General features: G+C 40.5%; 23 protein-coding genes and 3 pseudogenes. 10 read left to right on the forward strand and 16 right to left on the reverse strand.

What is annotated here, in order from left to right; translation table 11 throughout:
* The first annotated feature begins 25 nt into the window (after positions 1–25).
* From MSSIT_RS21275 to MSSIT_RS11440, 3 genes are all read left to right on the forward strand, one after another.
* On the forward strand, positions 26–1,813 hold the full coding sequence (locus tag MSSIT_RS21275; protein ID WP_052721623.1) for a toll/interleukin-1 receptor domain-containing protein: 1,788 nt from the start codon (positions 26–28) through the stop codon (positions 1,811–1,813).
* A gap of 16 nt (positions 1,814–1,829) precedes the next feature.
* A protein-coding gene (locus MSSIT_RS22075) for an IS1 family transposase (RefSeq protein WP_156158846.1) occupies positions 1,830–2,512 on the forward strand; the annotation gives its coding sequence in 2 pieces (ribosomal slippage) (positions 1,830–2,150 and positions 2,153–2,512; 681 coding nt in all).
* A gap of 1,021 nt (positions 2,513–3,533) precedes the next feature.
* On the forward strand, positions 3,534–4,556 hold the full coding sequence (locus MSSIT_RS11440) for a hypothetical protein (protein WP_048172482.1): 1,023 nt from the start codon (positions 3,534–3,536) through the stop codon (positions 4,554–4,556).
* Between the two features lie 93 nt (positions 4,557–4,649).
* On the opposite strand, the gene MSSIT_RS11445 is transcribed toward MSSIT_RS11440, so the two are convergent.
* Positions 4,650–5,762: a phosphoserine transaminase gene (locus MSSIT_RS11445; protein WP_048174729.1), complete on the reverse strand. Its 1,113-nt coding sequence runs from the start codon at positions 5,760–5,762 to the stop codon at positions 4,650–4,652.
* A gap of 298 nt (positions 5,763–6,060) precedes the next feature.
* On the opposite strand from MSSIT_RS11445, the gene MSSIT_RS11450 reads away from it, so the two are divergent.
* Both MSSIT_RS11450 and MSSIT_RS11455 read left to right on the forward strand, forming a co-directional pair.
* Positions 6,061–6,345, forward strand: a complete 285-nt coding sequence (locus MSSIT_RS11450) for a hypothetical protein (RefSeq protein ID WP_048172485.1) — start codon at positions 6,061–6,063, stop codon at positions 6,343–6,345.
* A 319-nt stretch (positions 6,346–6,664) separates the two neighbouring features.
* Positions 6,665–9,241 carry a helix-hairpin-helix domain-containing protein gene (locus MSSIT_RS11455; RefSeq protein WP_048172487.1) on the forward strand — a complete coding sequence of 859 codons (2,577 nt, stop codon included), beginning with the start codon at positions 6,665–6,667 and terminating at the stop codon, positions 9,239–9,241.
* 141 nt (positions 9,242–9,382) lie between these two features.
* Here MSSIT_RS11455 and MSSIT_RS11460 read toward each other — a convergent pair whose 3' ends face one another.
* Both MSSIT_RS11460 and MSSIT_RS11465 read right to left on the reverse strand, forming a co-directional pair.
* The gene (locus MSSIT_RS11460; protein ID WP_048172489.1) at positions 9,383–9,877 is read right to left on the reverse strand and encodes a trypco2 family protein; all 495 of its coding nucleotides are present in this window, start codon (positions 9,875–9,877) and stop codon (positions 9,383–9,385) included.
* A 54-nt stretch (positions 9,878–9,931) separates the two neighbouring features.
* Positions 9,932–11,326, reverse strand: coding sequence for a tetratricopeptide repeat protein (locus MSSIT_RS11465; RefSeq protein WP_048172491.1), 1,395 nt, complete (start codon positions 11,324–11,326; stop codon positions 9,932–9,934).
* 365 nt (positions 11,327–11,691) lie between these two features.
* On the opposite strand from MSSIT_RS11465, the gene MSSIT_RS11470 reads away from it, so the two are divergent.
* Positions 11,692–12,834: a C45 family autoproteolytic acyltransferase/hydolase gene (locus MSSIT_RS11470; protein ID WP_082088971.1), complete on the forward strand. Its 1,143-nt coding sequence runs from the start codon at positions 11,692–11,694 to the stop codon at positions 12,832–12,834.
* A gap of 130 nt (positions 12,835–12,964) precedes the next feature.
* Here MSSIT_RS11470 and MSSIT_RS25705 read toward each other — a convergent pair whose 3' ends face one another.
* Positions 12,965–13,108 carry a DUF234 domain-containing protein gene (locus tag MSSIT_RS25705; RefSeq protein ID WP_082089134.1) on the reverse strand — a complete coding sequence of 48 codons (144 nt, stop codon included), beginning with the start codon at positions 13,106–13,108 and terminating at the stop codon, positions 12,965–12,967.
* A 37-nt stretch (positions 13,109–13,145) separates the two neighbouring features.
* Complete coding sequence (locus tag MSSIT_RS11475) at positions 13,146–13,562, reverse strand: AAA family ATPase (protein WP_048172496.1); 417 nt, start codon at positions 13,560–13,562, stop codon at positions 13,146–13,148.
* A gap of 252 nt (positions 13,563–13,814) precedes the next feature.
* Here MSSIT_RS11475 and ade point away from each other — a divergent pair, with 252 nt between their 5' ends.
* Positions 13,815–15,476 carry an adenine deaminase gene (ade, locus tag MSSIT_RS11480; RefSeq protein WP_048172498.1) on the forward strand — a complete coding sequence of 554 codons (1,662 nt, stop codon included), beginning with the start codon at positions 13,815–13,817 and terminating at the stop codon, positions 15,474–15,476.
* 160 nt (positions 15,477–15,636) lie between these two features.
* Positions 15,637–15,828, forward strand: coding sequence for a hypothetical protein (locus MSSIT_RS11485; RefSeq protein WP_048172499.1), 192 nt, complete (start codon positions 15,637–15,639; stop codon positions 15,826–15,828).
* Between the two features lie 118 nt (positions 15,829–15,946).
* Here the strand turns inward: MSSIT_RS11485 and MSSIT_RS11490 are convergent, their stop codons facing one another.
* The 7 genes and pseudogenes from MSSIT_RS11490 to MSSIT_RS22085 all read right to left on the reverse strand — a co-directional run bounded on the left by MSSIT_RS11490 (position 15,947) and on the right by MSSIT_RS22085 (position 21,822).
* A complete protein-coding gene (locus MSSIT_RS11490) occupies positions 15,947–16,528 on the reverse strand; it encodes a DUF2121 domain-containing protein (RefSeq protein ID WP_048172501.1) in 582 nt (193 codons plus the stop codon).
* A gap of 338 nt (positions 16,529–16,866) precedes the next feature.
* Complete coding sequence (locus MSSIT_RS23235) at positions 16,867–17,100, reverse strand: hypothetical protein (protein WP_148705463.1); 234 nt, start codon at positions 17,098–17,100, stop codon at positions 16,867–16,869.
* Between the two features lie 391 nt (positions 17,101–17,491).
* Positions 17,492–19,039, reverse strand: a complete 1,548-nt coding sequence (locus MSSIT_RS11495; protein ID WP_048172504.1) for an oligosaccharide flippase family protein — start codon at positions 19,037–19,039, stop codon at positions 17,492–17,494.
* 13 nt (positions 19,040–19,052) lie between these two features.
* Positions 19,053–19,217: a hypothetical protein gene (locus tag MSSIT_RS24130; RefSeq protein WP_197080262.1), complete on the reverse strand. Its 165-nt coding sequence runs from the start codon at positions 19,215–19,217 to the stop codon at positions 19,053–19,055.
* A gap of 1,537 nt (positions 19,218–20,754) precedes the next feature.
* A pseudogene (locus MSSIT_RS25845) lies at positions 20,755–20,982 on the reverse strand (PGF-pre-PGF domain-containing protein); the annotation flags it as partial.
* Positions 20,978–21,394 (reverse strand): annotated as a pseudogene (locus MSSIT_RS25850) (NosD domain-containing protein); the annotation flags it as partial. The pseudogenes MSSIT_RS25845 and MSSIT_RS25850, both read right to left, overlap by 5 nt.
* A gap of 308 nt (positions 21,395–21,702) precedes the next feature.
* A complete protein-coding gene (locus MSSIT_RS22085) occupies positions 21,703–21,822 on the reverse strand; it encodes a DUF1328 domain-containing protein (protein WP_231590546.1) in 120 nt (39 codons plus the stop codon).
* Between MSSIT_RS22085 and MSSIT_RS24760 the strand changes: the two genes are divergently transcribed.
* Positions 21,767–21,925 (forward strand): hypothetical protein, encoded by a 159-nt coding sequence (locus tag MSSIT_RS24760; protein ID WP_231590575.1) that lies wholly within the window; start codon positions 21,767–21,769, stop codon positions 21,923–21,925. The two genes, MSSIT_RS22085 and MSSIT_RS24760, sit on opposite strands and share 56 nt — an antisense overlap.
* A 394-nt stretch (positions 21,926–22,319) precedes the next feature.
* On the opposite strand, the gene MSSIT_RS11520 is transcribed toward MSSIT_RS24760, so the two are convergent.
* The 4 genes from MSSIT_RS11520 to MSSIT_RS11530 form a co-directional block, all read right to left on the reverse strand.
* Positions 22,320–22,649 (reverse strand): hypothetical protein, encoded by a 330-nt coding sequence (locus MSSIT_RS11520; protein WP_052721624.1) that lies wholly within the window; start codon positions 22,647–22,649, stop codon positions 22,320–22,322.
* Complete coding sequence (locus tag MSSIT_RS25330) at positions 22,606–22,737, reverse strand: hypothetical protein (protein WP_269430785.1); 132 nt, start codon at positions 22,735–22,737, stop codon at positions 22,606–22,608. Before MSSIT_RS25330 ends, MSSIT_RS11520 begins: the two co-directional genes overlap by 44 nt.
* Before the next feature lie 198 nt (positions 22,738–22,935).
* Positions 22,936–23,724: a DUF1670 domain-containing protein gene (locus MSSIT_RS11525; RefSeq protein WP_048172513.1), complete on the reverse strand. Its 789-nt coding sequence runs from the start codon at positions 23,722–23,724 to the stop codon at positions 22,936–22,938.
* On the reverse strand, positions 23,721–24,524 hold the full coding sequence (locus MSSIT_RS11530) for a DUF1670 domain-containing protein (RefSeq protein WP_048174730.1): 804 nt from the start codon (positions 24,522–24,524) through the stop codon (positions 23,721–23,723). The genes MSSIT_RS11525 and MSSIT_RS11530 overlap by 4 nt, the downstream gene beginning before the upstream one ends.
* Before the next feature lie 413 nt (positions 24,525–24,937).
* Between MSSIT_RS11530 and MSSIT_RS22090 the strand changes: the two are divergent.
* Positions 24,938–26,265 (forward strand): annotated as a pseudogene (locus tag MSSIT_RS22090) (IS1634 family transposase).
* Positions 26,266–26,396 lie beyond the last annotated feature (131 nt).

Raw genomic sequence — 26,396 nt, forward strand, 5'->3', positions numbered from 1 at the left:
CAACGAGGTTAGGTATAGTGATATCATGTCTGGATTTACAGAAGTAGAAAATCGTATCATAAAAAAATATATTCCAGATATTAAGTTATCAAGAAGCCTTACTTCAATTCGTGAAGTAATGGAAACTATCTGGGCAGATGAAACCCCTCGAATAGTTCAGGACTATACAGATCATGGTGAAAAACACAGTGAAAGACTTGCTTATTTTGCAGAAAAGTTACTCTTGATAAATCCAGATGCAAAATTTTCTCAGCAGGAGATCTATCTACTTCTTGCAGGTATTTATTTGCATGATATTGGGATGCAATGCGATATTGTCAAATATCCTAAAATAAAAGAGAAAGCTGAGAAGTTAGGTGCAAGGTTTGAGGAAGCATTCACCGCAAAAACAACAAATGAATATTTTCTGGAAGAACAGAAAGAAATTCGCAAAAATCATCATTTTCTTTCAGCAGCTTGGATTGACTACCTGTATGAAGGAAAATATCCGGTGTTATCGCATGGGATTAAAAGTATACCTTATGATCTTGTGGACGATTTGATGGATATCTGTAAATTCCATTCTAAATTATCAATTAATGATTGTTCTGATTTTTTCACTGATTATCCTAGCAGTCGCAAAAAGATGGTTGCTTCCCTTCTGCGTTTTGCTGATGAACTCGACATAAGTAGTACACGTGTTAGAATTGAGACTGTAAAGATTTTTTCTATAGATTCAGAAAATAGTGTTTACTGGTGGTTGCATAACTATACAAATATCAATTTTGTCGATACTAACAAAATTCGTATTAAAGTTAATTTGTGTCCTGAAGATTTTGAATCATACGGTTCCTTTGTGAAGGAAGATTATATTACTAACTTTAAAAACAAAAATATGCCTGTTTTGGATGTTCTGGTTGGACAAAATATCCCTCTTATAATTGATCACAACTCTGATGTCGTGGCACATGTTCGTGCTGAGAAGTTTCCTCCTGAAATAACCGCTGTTTTGGACAAAAAAATAAAAAATATAGGGATTGATGAAATATCTGAAATTGATATTACAAAAACCACCATCAATCCATCAAAAGGAAACAAAATTACAAACTCGTTTGAATATGATGTTTTTATATGCCATTCATCGAAAGATAAGCCTATTATTGAAGCTATTCTTAAAGATTTAAAAAAGGAAAATATAACTTATTGGGTTGATGCTGAACAAATTGGCTTTGGTCATTCAATTATTCAAAAGATTGAAGAAGGTTTAAAAAAGAGCAAATATGTTATTCCATGTTTAAGTAATAACCTTAATACATCAGGCTGGACAAGAGCAGAATATGGTGCAATTCTTAACGCTGAATTCTGTGGTAACTCGAAAAGACTTGTTATACCACTAAAGTTGGATAATTGTGATGATGATGATATCCCATTGTTATTAAGAGACAAAAAAAGAGTAACATATCCAGAGAAGACCGAATTCAATGAATTTATTGAATTTTTAAAGAAACTTCCTTCAGAGACATTGGATTTGCAGTTGCTAAAAAATAATGCAAATTCATATAAGAAATCGGCTGAAAGATGTCTTGAACAAAGATTATTACCAGATGGAAAAATTGAGACTCCTCTAGTCCCTGCTATTGTGGACTTAGCTTCTTCTATTGAATTTTATCTTAAGTTTTTACTTGCTAAAGAAGGGAAAACACTCTCAGAATATAACCTGTTAGATTTATTTAATTCACTTGAATTGTCAACACAAATTGAAATTATTAACATGACTAAATATAACAAAAATGTATTTGAGGTATTGGTAGTTAATTATAGTTATGTATTATGAAAACCTATATTTCTGCATGAATTGCCCAAGATGCAAAAGTTCCAATCACACAAAAAACGGTATAGTTTGTGGACGTCAACGCTACAAATGCCACGATTGTGGGTATAACTATTCAGTCGAGCTAAAATCAACTGCTAGTTCTCCTTTAGTTAAGAGACAGGCTTTGCAACTTTATCTTGAGGGATTAGGATTTCGCTCAATAGGACGATTTTTAGGGGTAAGTCATGTTTCTGTCCAAAAATGGATAAAGAAATTTGGTCAGGAGATAGAGGAGCTAAAAAGCGAAAATGAGATATCTATTGTTGAACTGAATGAGATGCACACTTACATCGGTAACAAAAAAAATATTGCTGGATCTGGATTGCTGTTGATAGAGTTGGGAAAAAGTTCATCAACTGCTCTTTTGGTAGCAGGGGAACGAAAACTGGACAACTACTCTGGGAAAAATTAAAGAAGAAAGAGATTGGAGAAGTGATGACTGATCACTGGAGGGCATATGCAGAGTTTATTCCTGAAACTATTCATACTCAATCCAAAGCAGAAACGTATACAGTTGAAGGATATAACGGCATATTAAGGCACTTTCTGGCAAGGTTGAGACGAAAGACAAAGTGTTATACGAAGAGTATTGAAATGCTAAAGTACTCTGTTCTTCTATTGATGAAACACAGAAATAAAGAGTTATCTATACTTAATTAACAATACCGTATTTGAATTACTACTTGATAATCATTCAGAAGCATCTGTTGAGTGGCGAAATATTCATATTCACGGGAAAAACAAAAGTATGTCTGTAGACATTCAATTTATGAAAAAACTGATGGACAGTCTCGAATTCATTGTAAATAGATCCTAAAGTTTGCTTAAGGAAGAATTTAGCTTTATTTATCACAAATTTAAATCAAGATTGAAATTAAAAATATGAAGAGGAGCACTTAAATTCAAAGTCCTGTAGCGATTTGGAAAAATAGCTCATTCCAAAACGTAGTTTAAATCTTAATCATCAAAATTATTCATATTGTTTTCATAATCAGAAGTTAGATTGATCATTAAAAATAAGGGTTATCCAAAGACAAAATTTGAGTTTTGGGATAGGCTCAAAATTTAGAATATATTTAGATCATTACATACTCATCAAAATAACTGATTAAGAATAGAGTACACACAGAAACTCGGCAGAACTTATAACAAATTTGCCCAATGGCTTGCAATGCCCCAGGTTCCAGATTTATTTCTTGGAAAATGATTTCGTTTGAGTTTTCCTTCATCCCTTCATTACTTTCATCTATCCCATAGTTTCAATGTTCAGGGCTGCAAGAAATATCCTGAAAAAGTCTCCCTGAATTAATAAATTGGCTCCTTCCATGCGGCGGCTATTTTGCTTGATTTTTCTGATAGCAAAAGACTCTTTTTTTCGAAATCACTTTGAGAGAAGTTTATCCTTAAATATAGAATCGAATAAAATGAAAAAGCTTTTTGAGTTGAAATGTGATGAAAAAGTAAGAAAAATGAAAATTTCTCTGATAAATCAGGTGCGCAAAAAGGAAGATCGTTAATAAATGATAGGGTAATGCTGCTTATCAGAGCGGCTTGTGATAAAACCTTACAGGGCTTAAATTGTCCTTAATTGGATGACGCAAGTCTCCTTCGAATAAGCATTGCAGAGCATTACACTGTCCAAGAGGTGTATAAAAAATCATTTTTGTACTGGAGGTGTGGTATGGCAGAAAATCAGTCATCTTATACACATGCTTTTGACGAATGGAAAGAAGCCAGGGCGGTTATTTCCAGATTCGATGGATATCTGGACGGTCTGCGTAGATATGGTTTTGTCTTCATTGCTGCGTTGCTAGCCGCTAATTCTATTCAGGTTTACTTCAATTTCAATGATTTTACAAAATTCTTTTTGTCCTTAATAACTATCATATTTGTCATTGGTCTGTACCTTCTGGATACTTACTATCGAAGAATGGTAGAAGCGGCTTCGATCAGGGCAAGAATTCTCGAAACCGTTGTGTTGCTGGATATTGAGTTGGACGATATTATTTCGGATAAATTTGAGAAAGAGAAATTGCAGAGTTATATTCAGAAAATTTATTACGGCTTTATTATAATAGCGGTAATAATTGGCGCAGGCGTTATTTATGCAGATCAAAACACTTCCTCGAGCACGCTGGTAAATTCGAGCACTCAATCAACGACTTCAGAAAATTCAAATCCGCTATCCGCTACTCCAGAAAATTCGAGTACGCAGTCAAGCACATCCGAAAATTCAAACACTATAACCACCACTTCAGTAATTTCGGGAACTTCGTTAATTACTATGTGGATTTATATTATTTTGCTAATCTTTTCCGGAATTTCGGGAATGTTTACCGTCAATTACTTTTCAACTAATTTGTCTTTGAAATTCCTGCACGGAAAAGAAGACTGGATTATTGATAACTTTTCATGCCAGCAGGGAGATAAAGTAAGAATTACAATCACAAACCTCGCTGATACCGCTATCAATTTCAAAGTTGATTCAGTTGTTTGCGAAATAATGGATAAAAAAGGTATTTTTCATCAGATAAAATCCGAAGCCGATATAACAATTCCTTCGGAGGGTAATTATTCCTGGTTGTGGGACACAAGCTCTTTTGAAGGGATATTTAAAATCTGTCCGCGTGAGAAAAAGATTCCATTGAGACGTTCAGTACTTGTTTGTGAGAAAACCGAGCCCCAGATAAACACTAAAGAATGAAATTATTCAGGAATAACATCCTTTTGCTATCAGCAAAAAAGATATTAACGATCTCTTGCGAGCCCTTCTTTGCTGATAACAAAAAGGATTTAATTATTTAACCAGATTGTAAGCCCATTCGATCCATTCACAGAGGCATTCTAAATCCTCTTTCTCGATGGTAGCACCGCACCAGATGCGCAAACCCGAAGGAGCATCACGGTAAGAACCGATGTCATAAGCAACTTTTTCATTCTCAAGCGTTTTAATCAGTTCTTTAAGCTTTTCGTCGGGTAAATCAACTTTAAAGCAGACACTGGTGCTGGATCTTATCTCTTTTGTTTCCGCTAAGAAATGGATCCAGTTGTTTTTAGCAACAAATTCCTCGAAGACCGCCAGATTTTCATTTGTTCTCCGGATAAGTTGTTTAAGCCCTCCGACAGACTCTGCCCATTTCATTGTTGCCAGCCAATCTTCATTAGCCAGCATGGAGGGGGTGTTAATAGTAGAGCCTGCAAAAATATCCTTATTCAGTTTACCACCTTTGGTCAGTCGGAAAATCTTGGGCAATGGCCAGGCAGGAGTATAGCTTTCTAAGCGCTGAACAGCCCGCGGGGATAAAATCAGCATTCCGTGTGCACCTTCCCCACCTAAAACCTTCTGCCATGAGAAGGTAATGACATCCAATTTATGGTAGGGTACATCCATAGCAAATATAGCAGAGGTGGCATCGCAAAGCGTGAGCCCTTCCCGGTTATCAGGAATCCAGTCGCCGTTGGGCACTTTGACTCCGCTAGTAGTCCCATTCCAGACAAAGACGACATCATTCTTGAAATCGACCTGCTTTAAATCTGGTAATTTCCCGTATTCTGCCTCAAAAACTCGGGTATCTTTTAATTTTAACTGTTTAGTGATGTCGGTTTCCCATCCTTTACTGAAAGATTCCCAAACCAGAACATCGACCCCGCGGCACCCCAGCATGGACCACAAGCACATTTCAAAAGCGCCTGTATCGGAAGCCGGTACAATACCTACGAGATAATCATCAGGAAGTCCAAGCATATCTCTTGTTCTTTTAATTGCTTCAGCTAATTTTTCCTTGCCAGGTTTGCTCCGGTGTGACCGGCCAAAAGGTGTATCCTTCAGCTCTTCAACAGAATAACCTGGATGTTTGGCACAGGGTCCAGAAGAAAAACAAGGATTATTAGGAACTCGTGTTGGTTTCATTTTATCTTTTCCTTTTTCGGTACTGTTATGTCTTAGGGGGATAAGAAATTTTCCAGTTGCAGGCGAACATGTAATTATAGCCATCCCCGAAGACTTAACAGTGTACCTTTTATTTATTACAATAGGAGCGCGGAGGGTCACTAATACCCCGCCCTTCACAGGCTGTCCGACAATTACTGTTAGTAATGAAATAAAATCATTTCTTGTAGATTGAAACTTTTTTATGAGATTTGTTTTCTATTCCCTATTACTCAAATCTTAAAGTGAAAAGTTCTATTTGTTTCCATTTTCCCATCCAATGATCTCGTTTTTATTTAAGCAAATCCATATTTTCTTAAGGTTAACCGCAATAAACCCTAAAATACAGGCCGAACTCGATGATTTAAGAAGGGAAATTGAAGACTCAGATCCAAAACTTTATGAAGAAATGGATAAGATTCAGGACAATTTGGATGAGGTGAGTTCAAATAGTGAAAAAGAAAAACTGAATACACCTCTAAATAAGTTAGGTCGTTTCCTTAAAGATTGGATGATCCTAATTCTAATTTTAGCAAGATTATTAAAGGGACTCAAAAAGGCATAGAATATACACAAAAGCTTGACAGAACCCATAACAAATTTGCCCAATGGCTTTCAATGCCTCAGGTTCCTTTCAAATATACCTGCTGAAAAACTTTAATAATTTGGAATACTATATATAAAAATACTGGCGGTGTGGAGTCCGGAAAGTGGGAAAAGAAAGCAAAACGGTATGAAATGATTTTCTCAGTGATAACCTTGTTTTCTTGGAGATTCCACCAAAAACGTTTAGCAAGCATTAGCGGCTGTAGATATTGATTTAGTAGGCAGGGCTGCAAAAAAAGCAGTACATATGAATAGTTAGTAGTGTCGGAAGTGATTCTTTGACAGCTAAAAGAACAGTATCAATAGAAAAGCCCTTAATCGCACTTGAAGACGTGGATCCTGCGGACGAAAAAAAGATCCTTGAGTTTTTGAATACCGTTGAGACCGCAGAGGAGATTGCAAAGACCGTAGAATTTCCCGATGAACCCGATATCGGGATAAAAGTTGCTGAAAAAATACTTGCAAAAAAAAATAAGATCGGAAGTTTCAGTAATCTCAAAGAAGTTATGAATGTTAAGGGAGTGGGTCCAAAGAGGTTCACTGAGCTGGTATCCGCCGTTTCAGGCAAATATGAGGTCGCTGAGACGGAGAGGACTTACTTTAAGTACCTGACCGCAATAAACCCCAATTATTTCGGGAACCTGAAAGAAAGTTCATTTAAAGCTGTAAAGATGATGACAAATAAGACCACCTATGAAGAACTGAAATGTATGGGTTTTAACTCCAGGTTCGAACGGGTGGAGGCTGTAATACATATCAAAAAATCTTCGGGTTACGGCGGAAATCTCTGTTCCGGCGGGACCCCCGAATATATCCGCTTCTATGTGGACTGGGACGATACGGACACATGGGAAGACCTCGGGGTGGCCAGCTTCAAGGCTTACAATATACCCGGCGACAAACCCCTGGAATATGCTGTAAGCATCCCTCTTGATGCGAAGAAAAAGTGGTGCATAAAAGAAAACCTTCCGAAAGTACGGGCAATCCTGTCCTGGAACACCGCTCCTCCTGCTGACACCCCGGATTTTGTACCGGTATGGGGGAACTCGCTCGATGCATATATCCAGATAGATGCCCTCAGGTTTCTTCTCATAAAAGATATTCTTGAACTGGAAGCGGTCAGCATTCCGGAGAATATCCTGGAGCTTGTGGACCTCGAGAAAGAAATTACTCTCAAGGAACCCGAAAAGTTGAGTCTGCCAAAACTTATCCAGGTATACAAAGACAAAGAAGTACCTGCGCACAGGTTCGGATTTTCACAGATCAAGAACCTGCTCGGCAAGGATACGCTTTCCCTCGGGCAAAAGGTTGCGGAAAAATCCGGCAAAAATATCATTGCTGCCAGTGCCGTATCCCTGCACGATACCCTGATCGATGCAGGGTTTGAGCTTTCTGCAGTACCCGGCATCATTGAGGGACTCGTTCCGATATCCTCAGGGGACACGACATACGAGGAGCTGAAATGCATCGGCCTGAACACGAACCTGGAAGAGCTAGCCGGTGTAATCGAACTCAAGAAGTCAAGCGGCTATTCCGGAGGCCTGTGCACCGCCGGAAGTGAGGAGTATGTGGCGTTCTGGGCAGACTGGGGAGACGGAGCCGGCTGGACATATGTGGGAACCTCAGTGGTGAACGTTCACGACATCAAAAATACCCCTTCGGGGGGACTGCAGTACTCCGTATTTTTGCCCGTGAACCTCACAGGCCGCCGCAAACCCTGTAGTGAGGGAGCAAAAATCGTTAAGGTCCGGGCGATCCTTTCCTGGGAAGTGGCACCACCTGCATGGGACCCGAACTATATTCCCAGATGGGGCAACCGAAGGGATACGCTTATACTTATACCCCCGGGCCCGACCGTCGAGGAAGGGGACCACACGCCTTACATCTCGGTTATCGGCAACATGGGGATCGATGACATCGACAGCTCAACAGGGCTTGCTACCGGTACCGGGATAATGGCTGCTTTCACCGCAAACGAAAGCCCGTTCGGTGGGGTGGTGACCATCTGCGGACATATTGCATTCCCGCCAAATACCTTCACGGGAAGCGGGACGAGCGCAATGCCCCTCAAGTACAGGGTGTTCGTACGCCGCAGCCTTCCGGGCGAACCCTGGCAGCAGCTGACCAATTCCTTCAACGTCAAACTCGTAGACCAGGTGGGTTCCAGTTTCACCGCCCCCTATAACCACACACAGAAGCTTGATTCTGACGGGTATTACACATATCTTGAGGACCTGGAAGGCAGCGAAAGGCGTTTCGTGGAAGGCTTTGTACTGGCAAAGTGGATTACGAGCGCTCCCATGGACGGGTTGTGGGAGATTTGTATGGAAGCTTTCGACCCCGTGACATTGACAACATATCCGGCACTGAATGTGGATGGGACTGACCAGATCATAAGGGTTCTGATCGATAATACATGGCCGACACCTGACCTGAGCATTACCGGGTACACCCGGGACGGAGTTACAAACCCGGCAGAGGGATGCGGAGCTTTCAGACAGGGAGATATCATCCATGGAACCTACGGTATGAAAAACAACTATATCCGCAGCTTCTACCTCAGGGCCGAACCTTTGGGTCCGGCGGATGGCGGCGAGTTATGTATCCAGCCAGGCACCACCCCCTGCACGGCAAGCTCGAGCTGGAGCACCCCTCCTTCGGTAACCCGGGCTTATCCGTCTCCTGTCGTCTCCACCACCGGAGAAGAAGGTGTATGGTCACTGAAGACCGAAAAGATGGACCCCTGCGGTTACATCATGAGGTTGCACGGGTCTGACAGAACCATCGTCAACAGCGGCTCCATCGGGCATTACAGCGGAAAAAGCGTTGGGTTCTGCCTGTTGAAAAAAAGCTGAAGGAGAACCGGGAATAAAAGGGTTTAAAGGCCCCTTCATTTACTTTTTTCCATTTTTCTGCATAGGTAAGGATTCCAGGCCCTCATCACCTGCTTATGGGCGGCCTTTCCGATAAAACAAAAATAATGGATCAGATTGAAATTAATTAGTACTGGTTAAATATAACTTTAAATTGTTTGTTGTCTCAATTTTCTTTTCTCCTTTAGCGACCAGGGAGATTTCACCGGCAGCATTTACTACAAAATTGAGTTCAACGGAAGCTTTCTGAAGCTTAAACCTGGGAACTTCTATAAGTGCGTTTTTTATCCCCTGTTCTATTCCCATAATTAAATCTACTAAATTATCTTCGATCTCCATATCCCTGAAAAGACGGGTATCATCGACAGGAATCAGGGTAAGTTCTATTGTATGGGTTTCTTCTTTTGAGATGCTTCCTCCAAGCCCGAGATCCAGATCCACAACCGGTACTTTTAGCTCAAGGCCGCCTTCCTTACTATTGAAGGTTTTTAGTTTCAAATCCAGCTTTTCAACTTTAACTCCAATCTCGGATCTATACGATCGCTGTTCGACTTCCCGGATTGCCTTTTTTACTTTGGTTATTATTTTGTCGATTTGAACTCCCATATCTTCGGCCATTATAACACCTCTTTTTTCTGTTCTTCTCTTCACTGCTCTTCAGTTCTTTATACTCTACAGTTCTTCACTGCTCTTCAGTTTTCCTGTGACCCGGATTTTTTCATTTAATGCTTTGTTGCAGGCAGGATCGATTGCTATTGCTTTATCGAAAAATTCTATTGATTCTTCATATCTGCCAAGCCTGGAAAGTGCCAGCCCTTTATTGAACCAGGCATCAACCATTGAGGGGTTGAGTTCTGTTGCTACCTCAAAATATTTTATCGAATCTTCATATTTTTCCTCTATTGCCGAAATTACGCCTCGGTTGTTCCGGGCTTTGGCGTTAAGAGGGTCAATCCAGATGGCTTTATCATAGCAGTTTGCAGCTTCGTCATATCTACTGGCCCGCTCATAGTAGACACCCATGTTATACCAGTCATCAGATATTGAATTTGAAAATTCGGTTAGTTTCATCCCTGTCAAACCAGCATTATCTACAAGCTTCAGGACTTCATCAAAACACTCGATCGCTTTATCATTTTGAGTAATGGCCAGTAGGGTAATTCCCTTCAAGTACCATGTCTCTACATCAGATTGTTTGATTGCCAGGGCTTTATCAAAGGACTGTACGGCATCATTATATTTTTTTAAGCCGTACAGGCAGAGAGCTTGATATTTCCAGAGCTGGTGATCCTCAGGGTGAAGGTCAACTGCCTGCTTAAATAAAGTCAAAGCCTGCTCATACATACCCATTTTAAGATGAGCATAACCTTCAAACAAAAAAGTTGGAACAAGAATCGGGCTAAAAGGAGAATAAACAGTAGGGTGAACATCTTTTGGATATACTGGATTTCCGGACAGGCCGACTACGATTATCGATTCATGACAATCTGCCGGAAAATTTGCTCCGGCTGCAACAAGGACTGAGATTCTATTTTCAATTGCTCGATTGATAGCTTTGCATACATTTTTTACGGCTTCCGAACATCCGGAATATTTGCTGATGTCTTCCTTTCTTTTTTCCATACCAACCGAGAGATTAATTATTCTCGCCCCGCTGTCTATTGCCCAGTTTACGCCCCGTGCAATTCTATTTATATATTCGGATAAAGGCACATCATCATTTTCATAGACCTTGCCAATCAAAATTGATGCATCAGGGACTGTCATTGCAAGATTCAAAGCAACTGCAGTGCCATGTCCTTCTCTGTCCTGAGGCCCATGACCTGTAAAATCTTCAATTGCGCCCATCCGGTCTTTTAAATATGGGTGATCAGAGAGAACTCCACTGTCCAGGATAGCACATTTTGTGTTTTTACCCGTATAAGCTGACTGATGGAGTTTGTTCACATCATCATTTCCCTGAAAAATTGGAACATAATAAATGTCTTTTTTCTCGTCAAAAATATCGCTAATTTTTAGCTCGTGAGCTCCAAAAAGCCTTACTCGGGGAACATTCTGTTCAGGCATAAATTCTCCACCTCGCGCCTCTATGTAAAAAACTCGAAGATATCTTATAAATCTGTCTAAATTTTACATACAGCAAAGTATTTGAAATTGAAGCAAAATCGAGAGATAACGCTTCTTTATTTCTGAGTAATAAACAATTCAAAGACGAGATTACTGTTGAAAACAAGGGCTCGAATCTATTCCTTAATTGACAAAAATTCCACTTTCCGATTATTTTCACCGAAACACAACTTTTTCAAGTATGAAACCCTCCAGGGCTGACCAGCAGATAGTGTTAATCAACAATTTTGTAGATGGTGTACTGAACTTTAAGATATTTTAATTTGACATCACTTATTTTAGGTCATAATCGTTTCAAGGAACCAATGATGAAATCAACGACCGCATATTATCTGAACCATTCAGGTACAAATTACGAAATAGGCCAGCATCTGGGGAAATGGATTTTAGCGACGCCGGAAGCAGCAAGGAAACTGCAAGCGTCCCCAGGTATGTTTCCCGTTAGAACACAGGAAACAATCGCCGCAATGTTTGAAATGTTTGATCAGTATTGTCCCGGTGTCAATGAAGAGATACAGGGTTTTGCCGATACGGTCGGCGTTGACCCGGCGCAGGTGTTGTTCTATTCCATAAGCTTCTTTGCGCACGGATGTAATGTGATGGCGCTGAAGCCGGAGAAAAACCTGGAAGGACATACTGTTTTGGCTTATACCTACGATTTTACCGACATATTGGAGGAGATGTGCCTGGCGACTACTTCCGTTATAGGTAAATATAGCCATACCGGTTCTCAGTGCAATATATTCGGGCGGGCCAATGGCATAAATGAACACGGATTAGCTCTCTGTCAATCGTCTAATGGTATACCCGTAACGCCTATTAAAGGTTTAGGGTTGGATCCTCAACTTACTGGCTTGAATTTCTGGTGCGTTATCCGTGCTTTGCTGGAAAACTGTAAAAATATCTCCGAAGCTTTGGAATACCTGGAAAAGGCACCTATTTCCTATAATATGAATTTGATGATGGGAGATGCATCCGGTGATATTGCGCTGTTTGAGAATCTCCACGGATTTAAGGCATATAAGATTGTAACTGGCTCAGATCAGGAAGGATTCCTCTGTGCCAGTAATCATGCCGTTTTACCCGAAATGTTAGCGTGGGAAAATGGCCGCTTGAAGAGTTCGGTAAAACGTTTTGGGGTAATCCGAAACACTTTTACTGCCAAACGGAAAATCTCCAGAGAAGATATCAGACAACTGATTTCAACAAGCTATCCCCGAGGCTTATGCACCCATTTTTATGATCCACAGAACATGTTTGGAATGTTGTATGGAGGCATTTTGGACATCGAGGAAAAGGCCATAGACATTACTTTTGGCACGCCACAGCATAACCCATGGAGAAGATTTGACGTGGGAGTAAAGGATACAGATCAGGTTTTCAAGGTTTCCTTGCCTTATGAGCAGCCGCCAAAGGACTTTTTTGAAATGACGGAGGATACCGTCTGAATAACTAAACCGGAATGGAGTATTCTACAGAGATATTTTAATAAAACCCAAAACTACTGACTTTTTCCAATATCGGAAGACATCAATTAAAGTAACCTTTTCAACTGCCGTAAGTTCGAGCAATTCTTCATCAAACCCGCTCTTTCAGATTGTTCAGGACTTTAATTTTCGTTTTTCGGGTGCTGTACTTTATCTTCCCAAAAAGGATTTCATCTGATTTTTCGTTTATTGCCGCAAGGTTGATTTCTTCTCCGACTTTCCACCAGCTTCCTATTTTTTCGAACTACATGGGGAGCAGTTCCCTTTTTCCTTCAGGGTCTACAGCATGATTGTTTCAAAAGAGGGCCAGGATATTGAGGACACCTTGAAAGGCCGGTGTGGTTTATGATTTTGCCGGAAGTGACGTTGCCAAAAGAGATTGAGCGGATGATCGAAAAATAATATCCGGGTTCCTTGAGCTCTTCTCTGAGGATGAATTCGGCGTCTTTATAGAGAAAATCTTCTTTTTTCAAAATCCGGCTCTTTATGGTTTCAAAAATATCGCCTTCATACCCGAGGAGGTAGGCGGGAGTGCCGCCGAGAACTGCGTAAGTTTCGATCAGGTCTTTCAGGCCGGAGCCCGGGAAGAAGTCCTTCAGGCTCAGGAATTTTAAAGGCTGGAAGTCGAGTTTCTTTGTCCGCCTGCCGTAGAGGGAAGCGGAGTAGTTAATAAAATGTTTTTCCATCATTGCAATCGAAGAGCCGCAGACAAAGATTTTGCTCTCTGTGTTTTTGATTCTATGGTCCCAGTAGTCCTGTAAAACAGAAGAGATAGAACTTTGCGGTTTATGAACATCTGTGGCACCCTTTTTGGAATTTTCAGTTAGTATATAGCTGAGTAGCTTCCTTTACGATGCCCTTGTTTTCAATTCCTTTTTTCCAGCTTCCGGAGTTCTGGCTTTTTAGAAAAATTTATACAATTGAGAGTAAAATAAACCCTCATGAAAAAGTACCCGGGGATTATTGTCGATGCCGTTTCCAGGCGGCAGTTCAAAGGCGAGATTACTGTTGAAGACGGGAAGATCATTCGTGTTGAAGAAAAGGAACACGATCATGAGCAGTACATCCTGCCCGGGCTTGTGGATGCCCATGTGCATATCGAGAGTTCCATGACCGTGCCTTCGGTTTTTGCCAGGATGGCTGTTGCAAAAGGTACCGTTGCAGTTGTTAGCGATCCTCATGAGATTGCGAACGTTATGGGAGAAGAGGGCATTGATTACATGCTTGAGGATGCGCAAAGATCCCCTCTGAAGGTCTTTTTTGGGGTGCCCTCCTGTGTGCCTGCCACACCTTTCGAATCCGCAGGGGCAGTCCTTGATGCGGCGGCTGTTGACCGCCTGCTGGCAAGGAATGAACTGTGTTACCTTTCCGAGATGATGAATTTCCCTGGTGTGGTTCTGGGATTTCCTGAGGTAATTGCAAAACTGGAATCCGCAAAGAAGTACGGTAAAGTAATTGACGGACATGCGCCTGGCCTGAGGGGAACCGATCTTCAAAAATACATCAGGGCAGGAATTTCCACGGATCACGAATCTTTTACTTATGAAGAAGCAGCTGAGAAAATAAAGCTTGGGATGAAGATCCTGATCCGCGAGGGGAGTTCAGCCAGAAATTTCGAAACCCTGTACAGCCTGATAGATGAATATCCCGAAGCGGTCATGCTCTGCACCGACGATTCCCACCCCGATACTCTGATCTATGAAGGGCATATCGATAAACTGATCCGGCGCGGGCAGGAAAAAGGGCTTGACATCTATAACCTGCTCAGGGCAGCGGTGATCAATCCGGTGGAGCATTACGGGCTCGATGTCGGGCTGATGCGTGAGGGAGATCCTGCGGATTTCATTATCGTGGACGACCTGAAATCCTTCAACGTGCTGAGCACTTTCATCGATGGAGAATGTGTTTACGAGAACGGAAAGGTTCTTTTCCCTGTAGAAAAAGTTCCTGCAAAAAACGTGTTCAAACGAAAGAAAATTTCAATCGATGATGTAAAACTGGCTGTGCCTGCAGGGGAAATCGGGGACAGAAAGGGAGGAATGCGAAAAATCAGGGTAATCGTTGCCCGGGACGGAGAACTGGTCACAGGTCAGGAACTGATTCTGCCAAAAGTCGAAAACGGCAACCTGGTTTCGGACCCGGGGAGGGATATCCTGAAAATAGTCGTCCTGAGCAGATATGCGGATGACCCTGTCCAGATCGGTTTCATAAAGAACATAGGCCTGAAGAAAGGAGCAATTGCCAGCAGCATTGCCCACGACAGCCACAACATCATTGCAGTTGGAGCCACCGATAAAGACATAGTTGAAGCTGTCAACCGGCTGGTGGAAAATAAAGGAGGAGTAGTTGTGGGTACCGCAGAAAACCTTCTTGATCTCCCGCTTGAGGTTGCAGGCCTGATGAGTACCCTCGAAGGAGCCGAGGTCGCTTCCAGGTACCGGCTGCTAAACGAAGAAGCCCGGAAACTCGGAAACTCGCTTGAGTCACCTTTCATGACTCTTGCATTCATGTCGCTTCTGGTAATTCCCGAGCTTAAACTTGGAGACAAAGGCCTGTTTGATGTGACAAAATTCGAATTTGTCGAGCTCTTTTCAGAGGTATAAGATAAAAAACAGCTAGCAGAGAGTTCCTCTGCACTTTTCAGATTATTCTCTATTTTCAGATTATTTTCTAATCACTATTTTATATTAAACTAATTTTTCTATTGACTGTTTGATTATATTAATAAATGATAAGGTGTAATAATAAATTGGGTGAATTATCATGTCTAAAATCATCAAAGTAACGGGTTTACTCTTAGCAACAGCAGGAATTGCTTATGCTGTAAAACATATATGGGAGAATAAGAAACAGCAATCGGGTTGGCACAAAATAAAAGTAGAAGAAAAAGAAGAGCGAGGAGAAGGAGAAAAAAGAACTGGTTCAAGGTATGGTTCCAATCCTGCCAAATATTAAATCGAATCTATTTCTGTCCGGACATTCCGTAAACCCGACTATAGTCCGTATTACGGAACAACAAAAGCTAAAAAAATTAGAAATACGATTCTCTTTTCTCCCTTTTTCCGATATTTTTTCAGCTTTTTCTGTCTTTTTCCACAAGTTTCAAAACATCAGCATTCGATGAGGTTTGGACAATCACAAACTGCTTGCTCACGGAAGCTGTTTTCTTTGCAGCGGTTTCCATACAGAGCATGAGGATCTTCACTGCATCCTGCAGTTTGCTCTTTTTCGTCCAGTTATCCTTGAAATACTTGTTAGCTACCTGCTTTGTAAACTCGTTTCCGAAAGCTATGAAATTGCTGCTCTTCCCCTGTGAGATAAGCGTAAGTTCCAAGTCCCTGAGTTCGGCAATTGCATAGGCGCCTGCTGATGCATACAGCCTCCTTTTTTTAACGATCCCTCCTTCAACCGAGGAAACTTCCCCCACAAGGATGCCGTTTCTCTCCGAGACTTTGTTCTTGCAGTCCGTGACCGTTATTTTGACCCCTGCCTCCTCTGCCTTTCTTGCCAGCTCCTCGTCCGTAACTATTGTGCCGTTGTATAGCTCTTTTTCAAGTTTTTCCCTGTCGGGCTTTTCCCCTTCGAAAGTTATTTCCCTCATGTCTCCGGCCATGATTGCACCGTTCTTTCCTATAAAAGCGATAACAAGGGTCATTTTGCTTGCTCCAGAACACATTTTAAAGGAATCATCTGTCTTTAAAGTACCTATTTCTTATTTACATTTCTTATTATTTTAACTCTATAGAGAGACTTCAGGTGATGTAAATTTGTTTTAAATTTGTTTTTTCCACAAATCCATTTACATCTGGTCATCGATTGATGGGATCTCATAGGAATCTCATTTAGATTCACAGATATGGAAGCGCCTCTGCCAGCTTGTCTGACGGCCCTTTAAAAAAAGCAGAAATGAAGTAAAAGAAGTGGTAAGTCAGCGTTTTCCCTGGTAACTATTGCAGGTTATTTTCTTCACAGCATCGGTTTGATTTTTTTCAGTCAATATGTGACTTCAATAGAGTTTCCTTCTCTATCAGTCGCCTTTATCCTTATTAATATAGGTAAATAAAAATTTACAGTTTGGTGCATTACATAATCATAATTTTTATTTTTGCAGGTCTTGGTTTCAGAAGTGTTATTCTCAGTAAATGTTGCCTTTTTTCTCTCAAAAGACGGTCTTTTCGGGCTCATTTCCGGAAAAGAGTGTCTTCTTGAGCTACGTGTTACTCCCATACAGGTTAAACACCTCACTTTTTTTCTCCTATTTCTGTGAAAAACATTTCCGATCATGAGTCCCCACTCTTCTTTACTCTCTTATTTTTCTGACTGATTATTTTGTAAATTTTTTATTATTGATGTATACTCTCTCACCGCATATATTTTTTTTGATTTTTCGACAGATTAGACTTTAAAAGCAACTGTTTTATTATTTTACTCTTGATTTTTTAATCAGGCCTGCTGTACGGTTTCCTGAAGGTTTTGCAAGCCCCTGTGCATGGAACTTTGACTTAAAAATTGTAAAAACAAATTCCCGGCCCCCCTTCAAAAAAGAAAGGGGTGGCCGGTTCTCTCGAGTCTTCGGGAAAAGCTCTTCTTTACATTTTAAAACTTACAGTTTAAGGACTTACAGTTTGAGACCAGGAGTTTTGAGGGCCTGTGCGAGGAGGATACCCATATTCTGCACAATTGTTTTCTTGATACCGTTTACCATATCCATTTCCATCTCATCAAGCACCTTTGCATACCGGATGGCAGCGAAGTACACAACCATAAAGGCTGCATATTCCCAGCTTGCCCCTGACAGCGGAAGCATTTCTCTTGCTGTGAACATTCCCACAACCAGAACAGCTCCTATCAGGGTCAACCTTCTGTACATCGGAGTAAACGGATGCATGTGCTGCGACCTCCAGGCTCTCAGGGTCATTAAGACCTCTATGGATGCAAAGGACACGGAAGATGCAGCTGCTGCACCTATCATCCCGTACTGAGGTATGAGTATAAAGTTAAGCACGGCATTGATTCCTGCACTTGTAACCGAACACTTCATCAGGAAATCGGAGTCTCCGGATGCCATTATGGTGTGGTAATTAAACCCGAAGTACGAGTTTGTTACGAACCCCAGGGCAAGGATGCGCAGAACCGTAGCCCCGCCTGCATAGTCTGCTCCGTAGATTTTTGTCAGGACGATATCAGGATATGCGAACATCAGGGCAAAGACCGGGAAAGTGAGCAGGAAGCACCACTTTGTCATTATCGCGTAAATCGAACCAAGAGGTTCGGTCCGGTTTTCTCCCCAGAGCTTTGAGGTTACGGGGATGTAAACGAAGCCCATGGAGCTGATTATCAGGGACAGGAACCCGACAAGAGGATATACTGCACTGTAAACTCCAACGACTTCGGCGGATTTGAAATAACCGAGCATTATTGTATCGGTCCAGGTCATGAGGTTGAGCAGGGTCGCGCTTATTAGCAGCGGGAACGAGTACCGGATCAGCTTTTTTGTGGGCTCGCTGAATTTGAGTTTCCATTCCGGCTTGATCGGAGGCTTTTTTATAAAGTAAACTGACATCACGCCGAAGGTAAAGACCATTGAAAGCAGGTCTGCAAATACGACTCCTTTCAGAGACACCCCTAAAAACACGGCAGCTGAAGCAAACCCGAGCAGGGATACCGGCCTTACAATGTTATAGAAGTACATGTTGACACTTGTACGGTCAAAGCCTCTGTAGATCGCTACTGACAGGTTCAGGAGTATGGTGAAAGGGATGGCAAAGATCATTATCCTGACAACGGACAGGATTTTTCCCTGGATGTCAAACCCTTCTCCAGCCAGCCGTTCGAACAGCAGGGGTGAGACCAGCATGGAAAGCATCCCCGCAATAAGCCCCATCAATATAGCCGAGATAATCAACTCGGGAATATTGTGCTCCTCGTGCCTGCCTCTGAAGTAGGCAATGTACCTTGGCACCCCTTCATGGAGTCCAAGCGTTGCCACGGCGCCTGTGATGGAGATTATCGTAAGGGCAAGAGAATAGGTGCCGAAATCCGTTGGCGAGAGATATGAAGTGAGCACTCCTTTGATTATGATATCAAGCAGCATTCCGATAAGTGTGCCTGCCAGGATCACTCCGGAACCTGTCACTATCCGGCTGACCGATTCGTTAACTGACATGAGATCCCGTCCTTTAATTCCTGGCTTCAGAGGCTTTTGGGAAAGCAGAGAGGGCTGTTGCCCTGCCAGTTACGATTGAAGGACTTTCGGTCGACCGAACTAAGTAAAAAGGGCTTCTTTCTGCAGGCTGCAGGAAATTAAAGCCCGATTCTTCAACCCTGCAAGTCTTCCCGGACATTTTCCCGGATAAGGAGATGGGATTTGGAGGAATGAGATGAATAACAGGGAGATTATTAGCAGGAAGATACCTATTGGGCTGGATCGAAGGTTTGGGGATCGAAGGTTTGGATCGTGTGGAAAATTTCATTTCAGGGTTCAGGGTTTCAAAGTTTGCTGTTTCAAACTCCTTTAAACAGCTGCAAATCTTAAACATGCAGTGATGTCTGTCTTTTTGCTTGGTTCCCTGTTCGCCTGTTCTATGCTGAATTTTGAAGACAGGGTCTAAATAGGGTTTCTCTTTAACAATCGACATGGTTTTCTACGACCTTCTGGGCTGGATTGATTTAGGTCTTCGATTGTATCCGGGGATGAAGTCCAGTTAGGGTCTGATCGAATCGAGGGTTTGGATTCCCCTCTGAATTTTGCAGGGAACGGGTGTCTTAGTACCCGGTGGAAGCTGGACTTACTTGCAGTACCCGGGAAATTGTGTGTTGGATTTTTCCCGGGTACTATCCCATAGGCTGGATCGTGATAGGGCCCCGATTTGTTAAAGTAAACCGGGATGGCTTTTGACTCGGAACCGAATTTATGGTAGGATTCTGACAGAGTTCTATAGGGTTCTGTCAGATTCTCTGCCGATTCTGAATCTTTTAGGGTTGGGCTTTTGAGGACTGCTGCATATTTTCGCACAATAGTTGTTCAGGAAATTCTCAAACCATTGGAACAAGGCATTCTGAACAATGCATTTCCAACAAGGCATTCGCAACCTGTTAGATGGCGAATGGCTGATGAAAAGCAGCAGGGTATTTTTTATAATTTTGATCTATTTTTTCTTAAAACAGGAGAAACCTCAACTCATTAAGTTTTATTAAATGTTTCTCCAAATTTTATTAGGTGTACCTTCTTGACTAAATATATAAATGTTTTGAATTGATTGTTTAATTATCATTATCGGGTCAAACTGCTACCTGAAGAAAAACTCATTTACAATGTCCTTCTCGAAAGGTCTGGCAGAGGGCTGGTTCTAAAGGTATAAGCCTGGGATTTTAAGATGTATTTTGGAGCAATATCATGGTCCTGTTTCTGAAAATAAGTCACAAAAATCCGGACTGAAAACCAGAAAGTCGGATTTGCCTTTTTCGGACATCTCTAAACTTATTCGTTATGTAAGGAAATTTCGGGTCCAAGAGGCATTTTTATGTAATTCTTTTAATTTACATACGGATGAAAGAGGATTTTCTTTGAGGGTAAATTTGAGCAGTAAAACCGTAAAAACATCATAATTTATCATTATAATTATTCTTTTAACCTTAGACTAAAATTTTCCAGATAGTATTCTCTTTCTTAGCTAATGTAAAAAAAGAGCGCAAAAAATGATTTTCAGGCATAAAAATGCCTGAAAATGTGAAAGCCGGAAGAAAGTTTCAGCCATTCTTTCAGGTTATCAGTTATTTCTTAGTTGTCACCATTATTTCAGGCTGTCAGCCATTCTTTAGGCCATTATCATTCTTCCAGGCCAATGCGGACTTAATCCATTCTCCAAGCAGGTTGGCCATTTTTTCAACCTTGAAGCCGATTACAGGGTTTTCAATGTTCTTTTCAGTTGAATACCCGCTGTTGCCAACCCATAAATTAACGAATTTATAGACCTCGTCGGGAGGGAGTCCGGAAACAAATGTGGATTCATTCTTTAATTCCTCAACAATAGTTGTGGTCTTGCCTGCTGTCTTCCTGGAATTGAAGCTCACATACATAACACAGGTTGCATTCTTTGTGAAATCAAAGAAGAGCAGGGCCACCTGTATTATTGCTTTCAAACTTAGCTTCAGGAAGTAAGGCTACGCTTTCTTCAGTTGATTTTCCAGTGGTAGATACTAGAGGGAAAGAATCTGCGTAGGTACTTTTCTCAAAAACGTATGCGATATCGGCAGTTCCGTCTCCATCCGCATCGGTTGCAGTATCGGAAAAGCCTGTTCCATCAGGTTTTCCCCAAAAGTTCCCGCCGATATAGGGGCCACCTGCAATGTTCGTGCCCGCGGTTTTTGCAGTACTGTACTCATTTCCCGTTCCGTTCTTAATTTCTCCATTCACGTTGTTAACAAAGTAGTTATTAAAAACGAGATTGTTATCACTCCTTGGACACACATAAAGCCCGCTAACGCCGTTTGAGGTAACATTGTTACCTGAGATTGTATTCCCGTCGGAATTTAGGTAAGTTAATTATTATATACTGTAGTTGTGCGACGGCAAGAATTCATCTTTTATTAATTTATTGGAAACTGGTAAGTACTCCCTCCAGATATTAAAAATATAATTAAGGAATATATATCTTCTAAAAAATTTTATAGAAAATTTCCGGTAATTAAACAAAATATTTGGACCAAGTAAAGATCCAATTTAATGTCTCATTCCCTGATCCTGAAGATAAAAAAGAAGCATGGACACCGAACCGTTTATGTCCATCTCTTATCTTTTAACTCTGCTTCGTGCGATACGGAGTACCGTCACAAGAATAGCGAAATTATCGCAAGTACAATAAAGATTATAACAAGCCACTTTGCGATATTCATGGATAAACCGGCAATTCCCCTCGCACCAAAAATATATGCAATTAGCGCCAGGATTAAAAATACTATTGCAAGTCCAATCAAATCTGGTATATTTTATTCCCCCTCTGGTTGTTTAACCACTAAGTTCATATTTAAATTAGAGGTATTTATAATTTGACTGTCAAATTAAATAACTGTTAAATAAGCTGGAGTATTTTTTTTCGTTCAAAATTCCTTTTTGAAATAAATTTGCGGTATTAATGTAGAGAAAAAAATAATTAATCCCGGCTCAATCTCAGTAAAAAGGCTCCTTATTCTGATAAACTGAACTCTGACATACTTGACTCTTGCAGTATCGGAATCTGATAGAACCTACTCTAACTGCTTCTAATGTCAATAATCTTACAATTGTCTATGGGTTTTAATATAAAAAAATTTGAGGAACTTGGCGCCTTTGTAAGACCGGAGCCGGGTAAATTAGATAAAACGAAAGAAAAAAATAGAAAAAAGGGTCAAACTTGCATAGACCCATTTTTTATTTAAAGAATGTTCTTCGAATTAAAGACATTAGTTTAACTTTGTTCCGCATTCCCCGCAGAACCTGGTGCCAATGGTACTTTGTTCCCGCAGTTCAGGCATTTTGTGAGAGCAATGGGTGCACCGCAGTTGTTACAGAACTTTCCTTCCCCTGAATGTTTTCCGCATTCGGGGCATATGGTCTGCCTTCTCTCAATCTCGCCTTTGAATACGTTTGCACTGGAAGCTTTCTCCCTCATTTCATCAACCATGCGTTCTGCCCTTATTGCAGTTAGCTCCACGTTTTCCCTGGGTGCATATTCCACGCAGAGGTTGTCCTGTTCACTCTTTTCTCCATCCTGGAGACATTCCTTCCTTGCGGTCATTGAGGATGTCCATGCCCCTTTTAATCACATTTCCAACGCGATACTGGCCTACAAGATCAGAACCTGCCGAAAGAGCTCTCCCGACCATGCTTTGTTTATTTTGGAGAAAAATCATTTAATGTCTTTTAATAAGAAACTAACTTTCTAGAAAAGCCCTTTTATCTTCAACATATATTTTTCAGGCAATAGACTCTATGAGTAAAAATAACATACTTTGAAGGCCCAAAAAATTTTATTAAATCTTTTTAACCTGACATAGGTTCATATGACCCTTTAATCACTCTTGTTATTGATTTTCAAGATCAGTTATATTCTTTTTTTCTTTTTCATATGACTTAATTATCTCTACATATTCCTTGACTACATATATCGGGAGCCCTGTAAAGAATGCCATATCCCATTCATTGTATCCAGCCGTATAGAGCTTTTCTATACGTGTTCCATCTTTGATATATCGATCTACCGACTCTGGAGTATGATCTATCAAACGCGCATTTTCTGTAGTAGGAATCTTTTTCTTGTAATTATGGAATGCTAATCTCTTATGAGTTAAGGATTTTCCCATGTCCATTTCAGTACCAGCTCTTGGAATGACTTTCTTTGTCTTTTTTTCATAACTTGTAACGTGATTGGAAATCATGGCACCTGACACCCTTAACAATATAGCGATATCCGTTTCTGTAAGCACGCCTCCCTGTTCCTTTGTTTCAGTGCATAACCTAACTATTAGTTTCTCTATCAATTCGTTTTTCTTTACCTTCGTTATTCTGTCCTCAATATCTTCGGGACATATCAAGGTTAATGTAACAGGGATGAGTTGCATATCACTCAACTTTTTACTCTTTGAATACTTCTGTCCTGCCTTTAACACAAGCCACCTCATTTGACCTGGACGAACAAATTCTCCCCGTAGATAGTATTGGTCATTCAACTCTACAATTTTTTTAGCGAACAGTTTGACTACATCAGGACCTCCTATGTATCCAAATTCTGTCGTTATAAGGTTGAACAGGCTTGTTTCATAGGTCTTTGCCGCAGAAGGACCATATGCTTTTCTATAATAGTCCTCTTTCACATTCTCATCCCCGCATTTTTTTTGAAACTCACTGGTGAATCATAAACAGTTACGTTATCTATTAGCTCTTCGACTCTTTGTTTATGGTCCCCATCCTTGTATTTTATGAAAAGTTCCTGGTACTCTTTTACCAACCGTTCTGAAATTCCAACGATTAATCGGATATTGTCTATTGATTCCTCTCTCTGTGTAAGAATAGAGACACGAGAAAAGTCTTTGATATAACGTTCTATGCTTTGTAAAGAATGTCTTGTTGATCTCTGGATCTCAGTTGACGTATATCCTTTCACGTATAACTCTACAATTTTTGATTTATGTGATGAAGGACCAATGTCTTTGACGATACCTCTTAAGGGGACATAAAGTTCTCTTTCTCGGAAGTGTTTTATGTCTCTTTTTATTGTGCTGTAACTGCTTTTGAGAAGTTTTACAAGATCTTTGATCGTTAAAAGAGCATTCTGATCTCTGGCTTCCTGGGTGATCCTTAACAATATATGCTGTCTGTATGCAGATAAACCAAGTTTCTCGTAGACATCCATATCTTCAGGAGCATCTAATGTCAGGATAACCTCTACGTGCTTTGAATCAAGAATAGATTTGCCAGGGCCTTCTTCATCAGAGATAGCAAGATAAAGAATTTGACCATTACAAACTCCAGAATCATCATTCTGAAAGAAATCTTTACTCAGATCAATTATTGCGTCTGCAATTATAGGGGCAAAACTGAATCCGTTTATTAAACGAAGACGAAACATTTGTTCCTTCGTCATCCCACTCTTTAGAACATATATATCGTTCATATGGACCACCAATCTTACATTTAGGTCGTGGGTCATATGAACCAATAGGACTTTGACAGTTCCCACTATTTTAACTTCATTTTGTTAGTAAAATAAAAATAAGTGCTCTTTGTTTTATGTTATTTGATCAAATGAATAAAAACATAAAACTAAGAGCATTTCCTACACTTCCTAACAAGAATATATGTCTTCCTATTGGAACAACACTGGCTGTTCAATACTTCTTTAAAAAGCTCAATTTTTTCGATATTTTTGGTAAGTATAAAACCTTAGTTCCCAAATTTTAAGCGCATAATCTTAATTTTATTTCTTAGACCCGCTCAATTCATGCGCACATGCACATGAGTTTGCCCTCTTTTTTGACACAACCCGAAAGTTTTAAATGTATTTATGCGCTTATATTATAAGCGCATATGATGCTCACACGCCGTATCAAGAAGATCAATGGAATTGAATACTGGTATGAAGACATTCCCTACTATGATAAAGAAAAGAAACAGATTCGTCATAAATCCAAATACCTGGGAAGAAACGTTAATGGTGAACCTGTTAGAGTTCGGGATGCTTTAAACTCCAGTGAAAACATATGCCCAGTTTCCAAGCCCTTGAAAGCCTACAACTATGGTGAGCTTCTCCCCTTACAGTGGATAACAGATGAACTTAAGATTGGAGAGTATCTTGGAGATCTGTTCAACGGAAAAGAAAGGAATATGATTCTTTCAATGGTTTTCAACCGTATAGCTCGTCCTGCAGCCATGTATAACCTTAAAACCTGGTATGAGAGTTCTGCTCTTTTCCTTAAGTGGCCTGAGTTACCTTTGAAAAGCCAAAATATCAGTAACTTGCTTTCTAAAGTAGGGGATAGCGACATTCCTTCCACATTTAGGGTAAAATGTTCAGAAATCTCGGGACAAAAAGCACATTGATTTACGACCTTACCAGTTTCTCGAGCTATTCCCAAATGATGAATTTACTTGAATACGGATACAATAGAGACGGTTTAGATCTTCCTCAAATAAATCTTTCCATGATAGTGGATAAAGAAAAAGGCATTCCCGTGATGTATGATATCTATCCTGGAAGTATTGTTGACGTCACAACCCTTAAAAACACAATCAAGAAGATAAAAGCTTACGGAGTGGAAGATTACACACTGGTAAGAGAAATAGAAGAGAAGAATGCATTTTACTCAAGGATTTATGATGTGAAGGAAAAAATAGAGGAAACAGCAATTCCGGGATGGAGAAAAGCAGGAGAAGTCTTCAAAGAAAGAGCAGGGTATATGGCAAGTTTCTATTCATGGAAACAAATTGATGATCATTTCAAGATCACAATCAAGAAGAATGCGGTTTCGCAGAGAATAAACAGGATGGGAAAGTTTTTCCTCTTTTACAATGGGGAACGCGGCTGGATGGAATGCCTTACGGTATAAAGAGAAAGAGATGTTGTTGAAAAAAGATTCAAAACAATGAAAAATGACATTCAGTCACTTCCACTCAATACAAAGAAGGATTCGACAACAAAAGGCTTCTTATTTGTCTGTTTCATTGGACTCATAATTAGAATGAGGCTCCTGAATATAATGAAGGAAAAGGGGATCCTCAAGGACTATACAGTAGAGAGTTTACTCTTAGAACTTGAAAAAATCAAAAAGATAGAGCTTGAAAATGGAGAGTCAATAGTTACAGAACTAACAAGGAAGCAAAGAGAGATCATGGAAAAATTAAATTTATGCGCCTAAAAAGCCGGAAGTAAGGGTGTAATTAATCGATAACATAGATTCTGTGACTCTTTTAGCGTATATCCTTTCTTTAATTTATCTCTTTTACCTTTGCAGAATTTGCATGTTTATATATAGGGCATATATTTCTA

Source organism: Methanosarcina siciliae T4/M (assembly GCF_000970085.1).
GTDB lineage: Archaea > Halobacteriota > Methanosarcinia > Methanosarcinales > Methanosarcinaceae > Methanosarcina > Methanosarcina siciliae.

What these genes read in the sequence shown, in the direction of transcription:
- MSSIT_RS21275 (WP_052721623.1), top strand. Translation starts at nt 26, where the DNA reads ATGTCTGGATTTACAGAAGTAGAAAATCGTATCATAAAAAAATATATT.
- MSSIT_RS11440 (WP_048172482.1), top strand. Translation starts at nt 3,534, where the DNA reads ATGGCAGAAAATCAGTCATCTTATACACATGCTTTTGACGAATGGAAA.
- MSSIT_RS11445 (WP_048174729.1), bottom strand. Translation starts at nt 5,762, where the DNA reads ATGAAACCAACACGAGTTCCTAATAATCCTTGTTTTTCTTCTGGACCC.
- MSSIT_RS11450 (WP_048172485.1), top strand. Translation starts at nt 6,061, where the DNA reads ATGATCTCGTTTTTATTTAAGCAAATCCATATTTTCTTAAGGTTAACC.
- MSSIT_RS11460 (WP_048172489.1), bottom strand. Translation starts at nt 9,877, where the DNA reads ATGGCCGAAGATATGGGAGTTCAAATCGACAAAATAATAACCAAAGTA.
- MSSIT_RS11465 (WP_048172491.1), bottom strand. Translation starts at nt 11,326, where the DNA reads ATGCCTGAACAGAATGTTCCCCGAGTAAGGCTTTTTGGAGCTCACGAG.
- MSSIT_RS11470 (WP_082088971.1), top strand. Translation starts at nt 11,692, where the DNA reads ATGATGAAATCAACGACCGCATATTATCTGAACCATTCAGGTACAAAT.
- MSSIT_RS11475 (WP_048172496.1), bottom strand. Translation starts at nt 13,562, where the DNA reads ATGATGGAAAAACATTTTATTAACTACTCCGCTTCCCTCTACGGCAGG.
- ade (WP_048172498.1), top strand. Translation starts at nt 13,815, where the DNA reads ATGAAAAAGTACCCGGGGATTATTGTCGATGCCGTTTCCAGGCGGCAG.
- MSSIT_RS11485 (WP_048172499.1), top strand. Translation starts at nt 15,637, where the DNA reads ATGTCTAAAATCATCAAAGTAACGGGTTTACTCTTAGCAACAGCAGGA.
- MSSIT_RS11490 (WP_048172501.1), bottom strand. Translation starts at nt 16,528, where the DNA reads ATGACCCTTGTTATCGCTTTTATAGGAAAGAACGGTGCAATCATGGCC.
- MSSIT_RS23235 (WP_148705463.1), bottom strand. Translation starts at nt 17,100, where the DNA reads ATGGGAGTAACACGTAGCTCAAGAAGACACTCTTTTCCGGAAATGAGC.
- MSSIT_RS11495 (WP_048172504.1), bottom strand. Translation starts at nt 19,039, where the DNA reads ATGTCAGTTAACGAATCGGTCAGCCGGATAGTGACAGGTTCCGGAGTG.
- MSSIT_RS24130 (WP_197080262.1), bottom strand. Translation starts at nt 19,217, where the DNA reads ATGTCCGGGAAGACTTGCAGGGTTGAAGAATCGGGCTTTAATTTCCTG.
- MSSIT_RS24760 (WP_231590575.1), top strand. Translation starts at nt 21,767, where the DNA reads ATGGATAAACCGGCAATTCCCCTCGCACCAAAAATATATGCAATTAGC.
- MSSIT_RS11520 (WP_052721624.1), bottom strand. Translation starts at nt 22,649, where the DNA reads ATGACCGCAAGGAAGGAATGTCTCCAGGATGGAGAAAAGAGTGAACAG.
- MSSIT_RS25330 (WP_269430785.1), bottom strand. Translation starts at nt 22,737, where the DNA reads ATGGTCGGGAGAGCTCTTTCGGCAGGTTCTGATCTTGTAGGCCAGTAT.
- MSSIT_RS11530 (WP_048174730.1), bottom strand. Translation starts at nt 24,524, where the DNA reads ATGAACGATATATATGTTCTAAAGAGTGGGATGACGAAGGAACAAATG.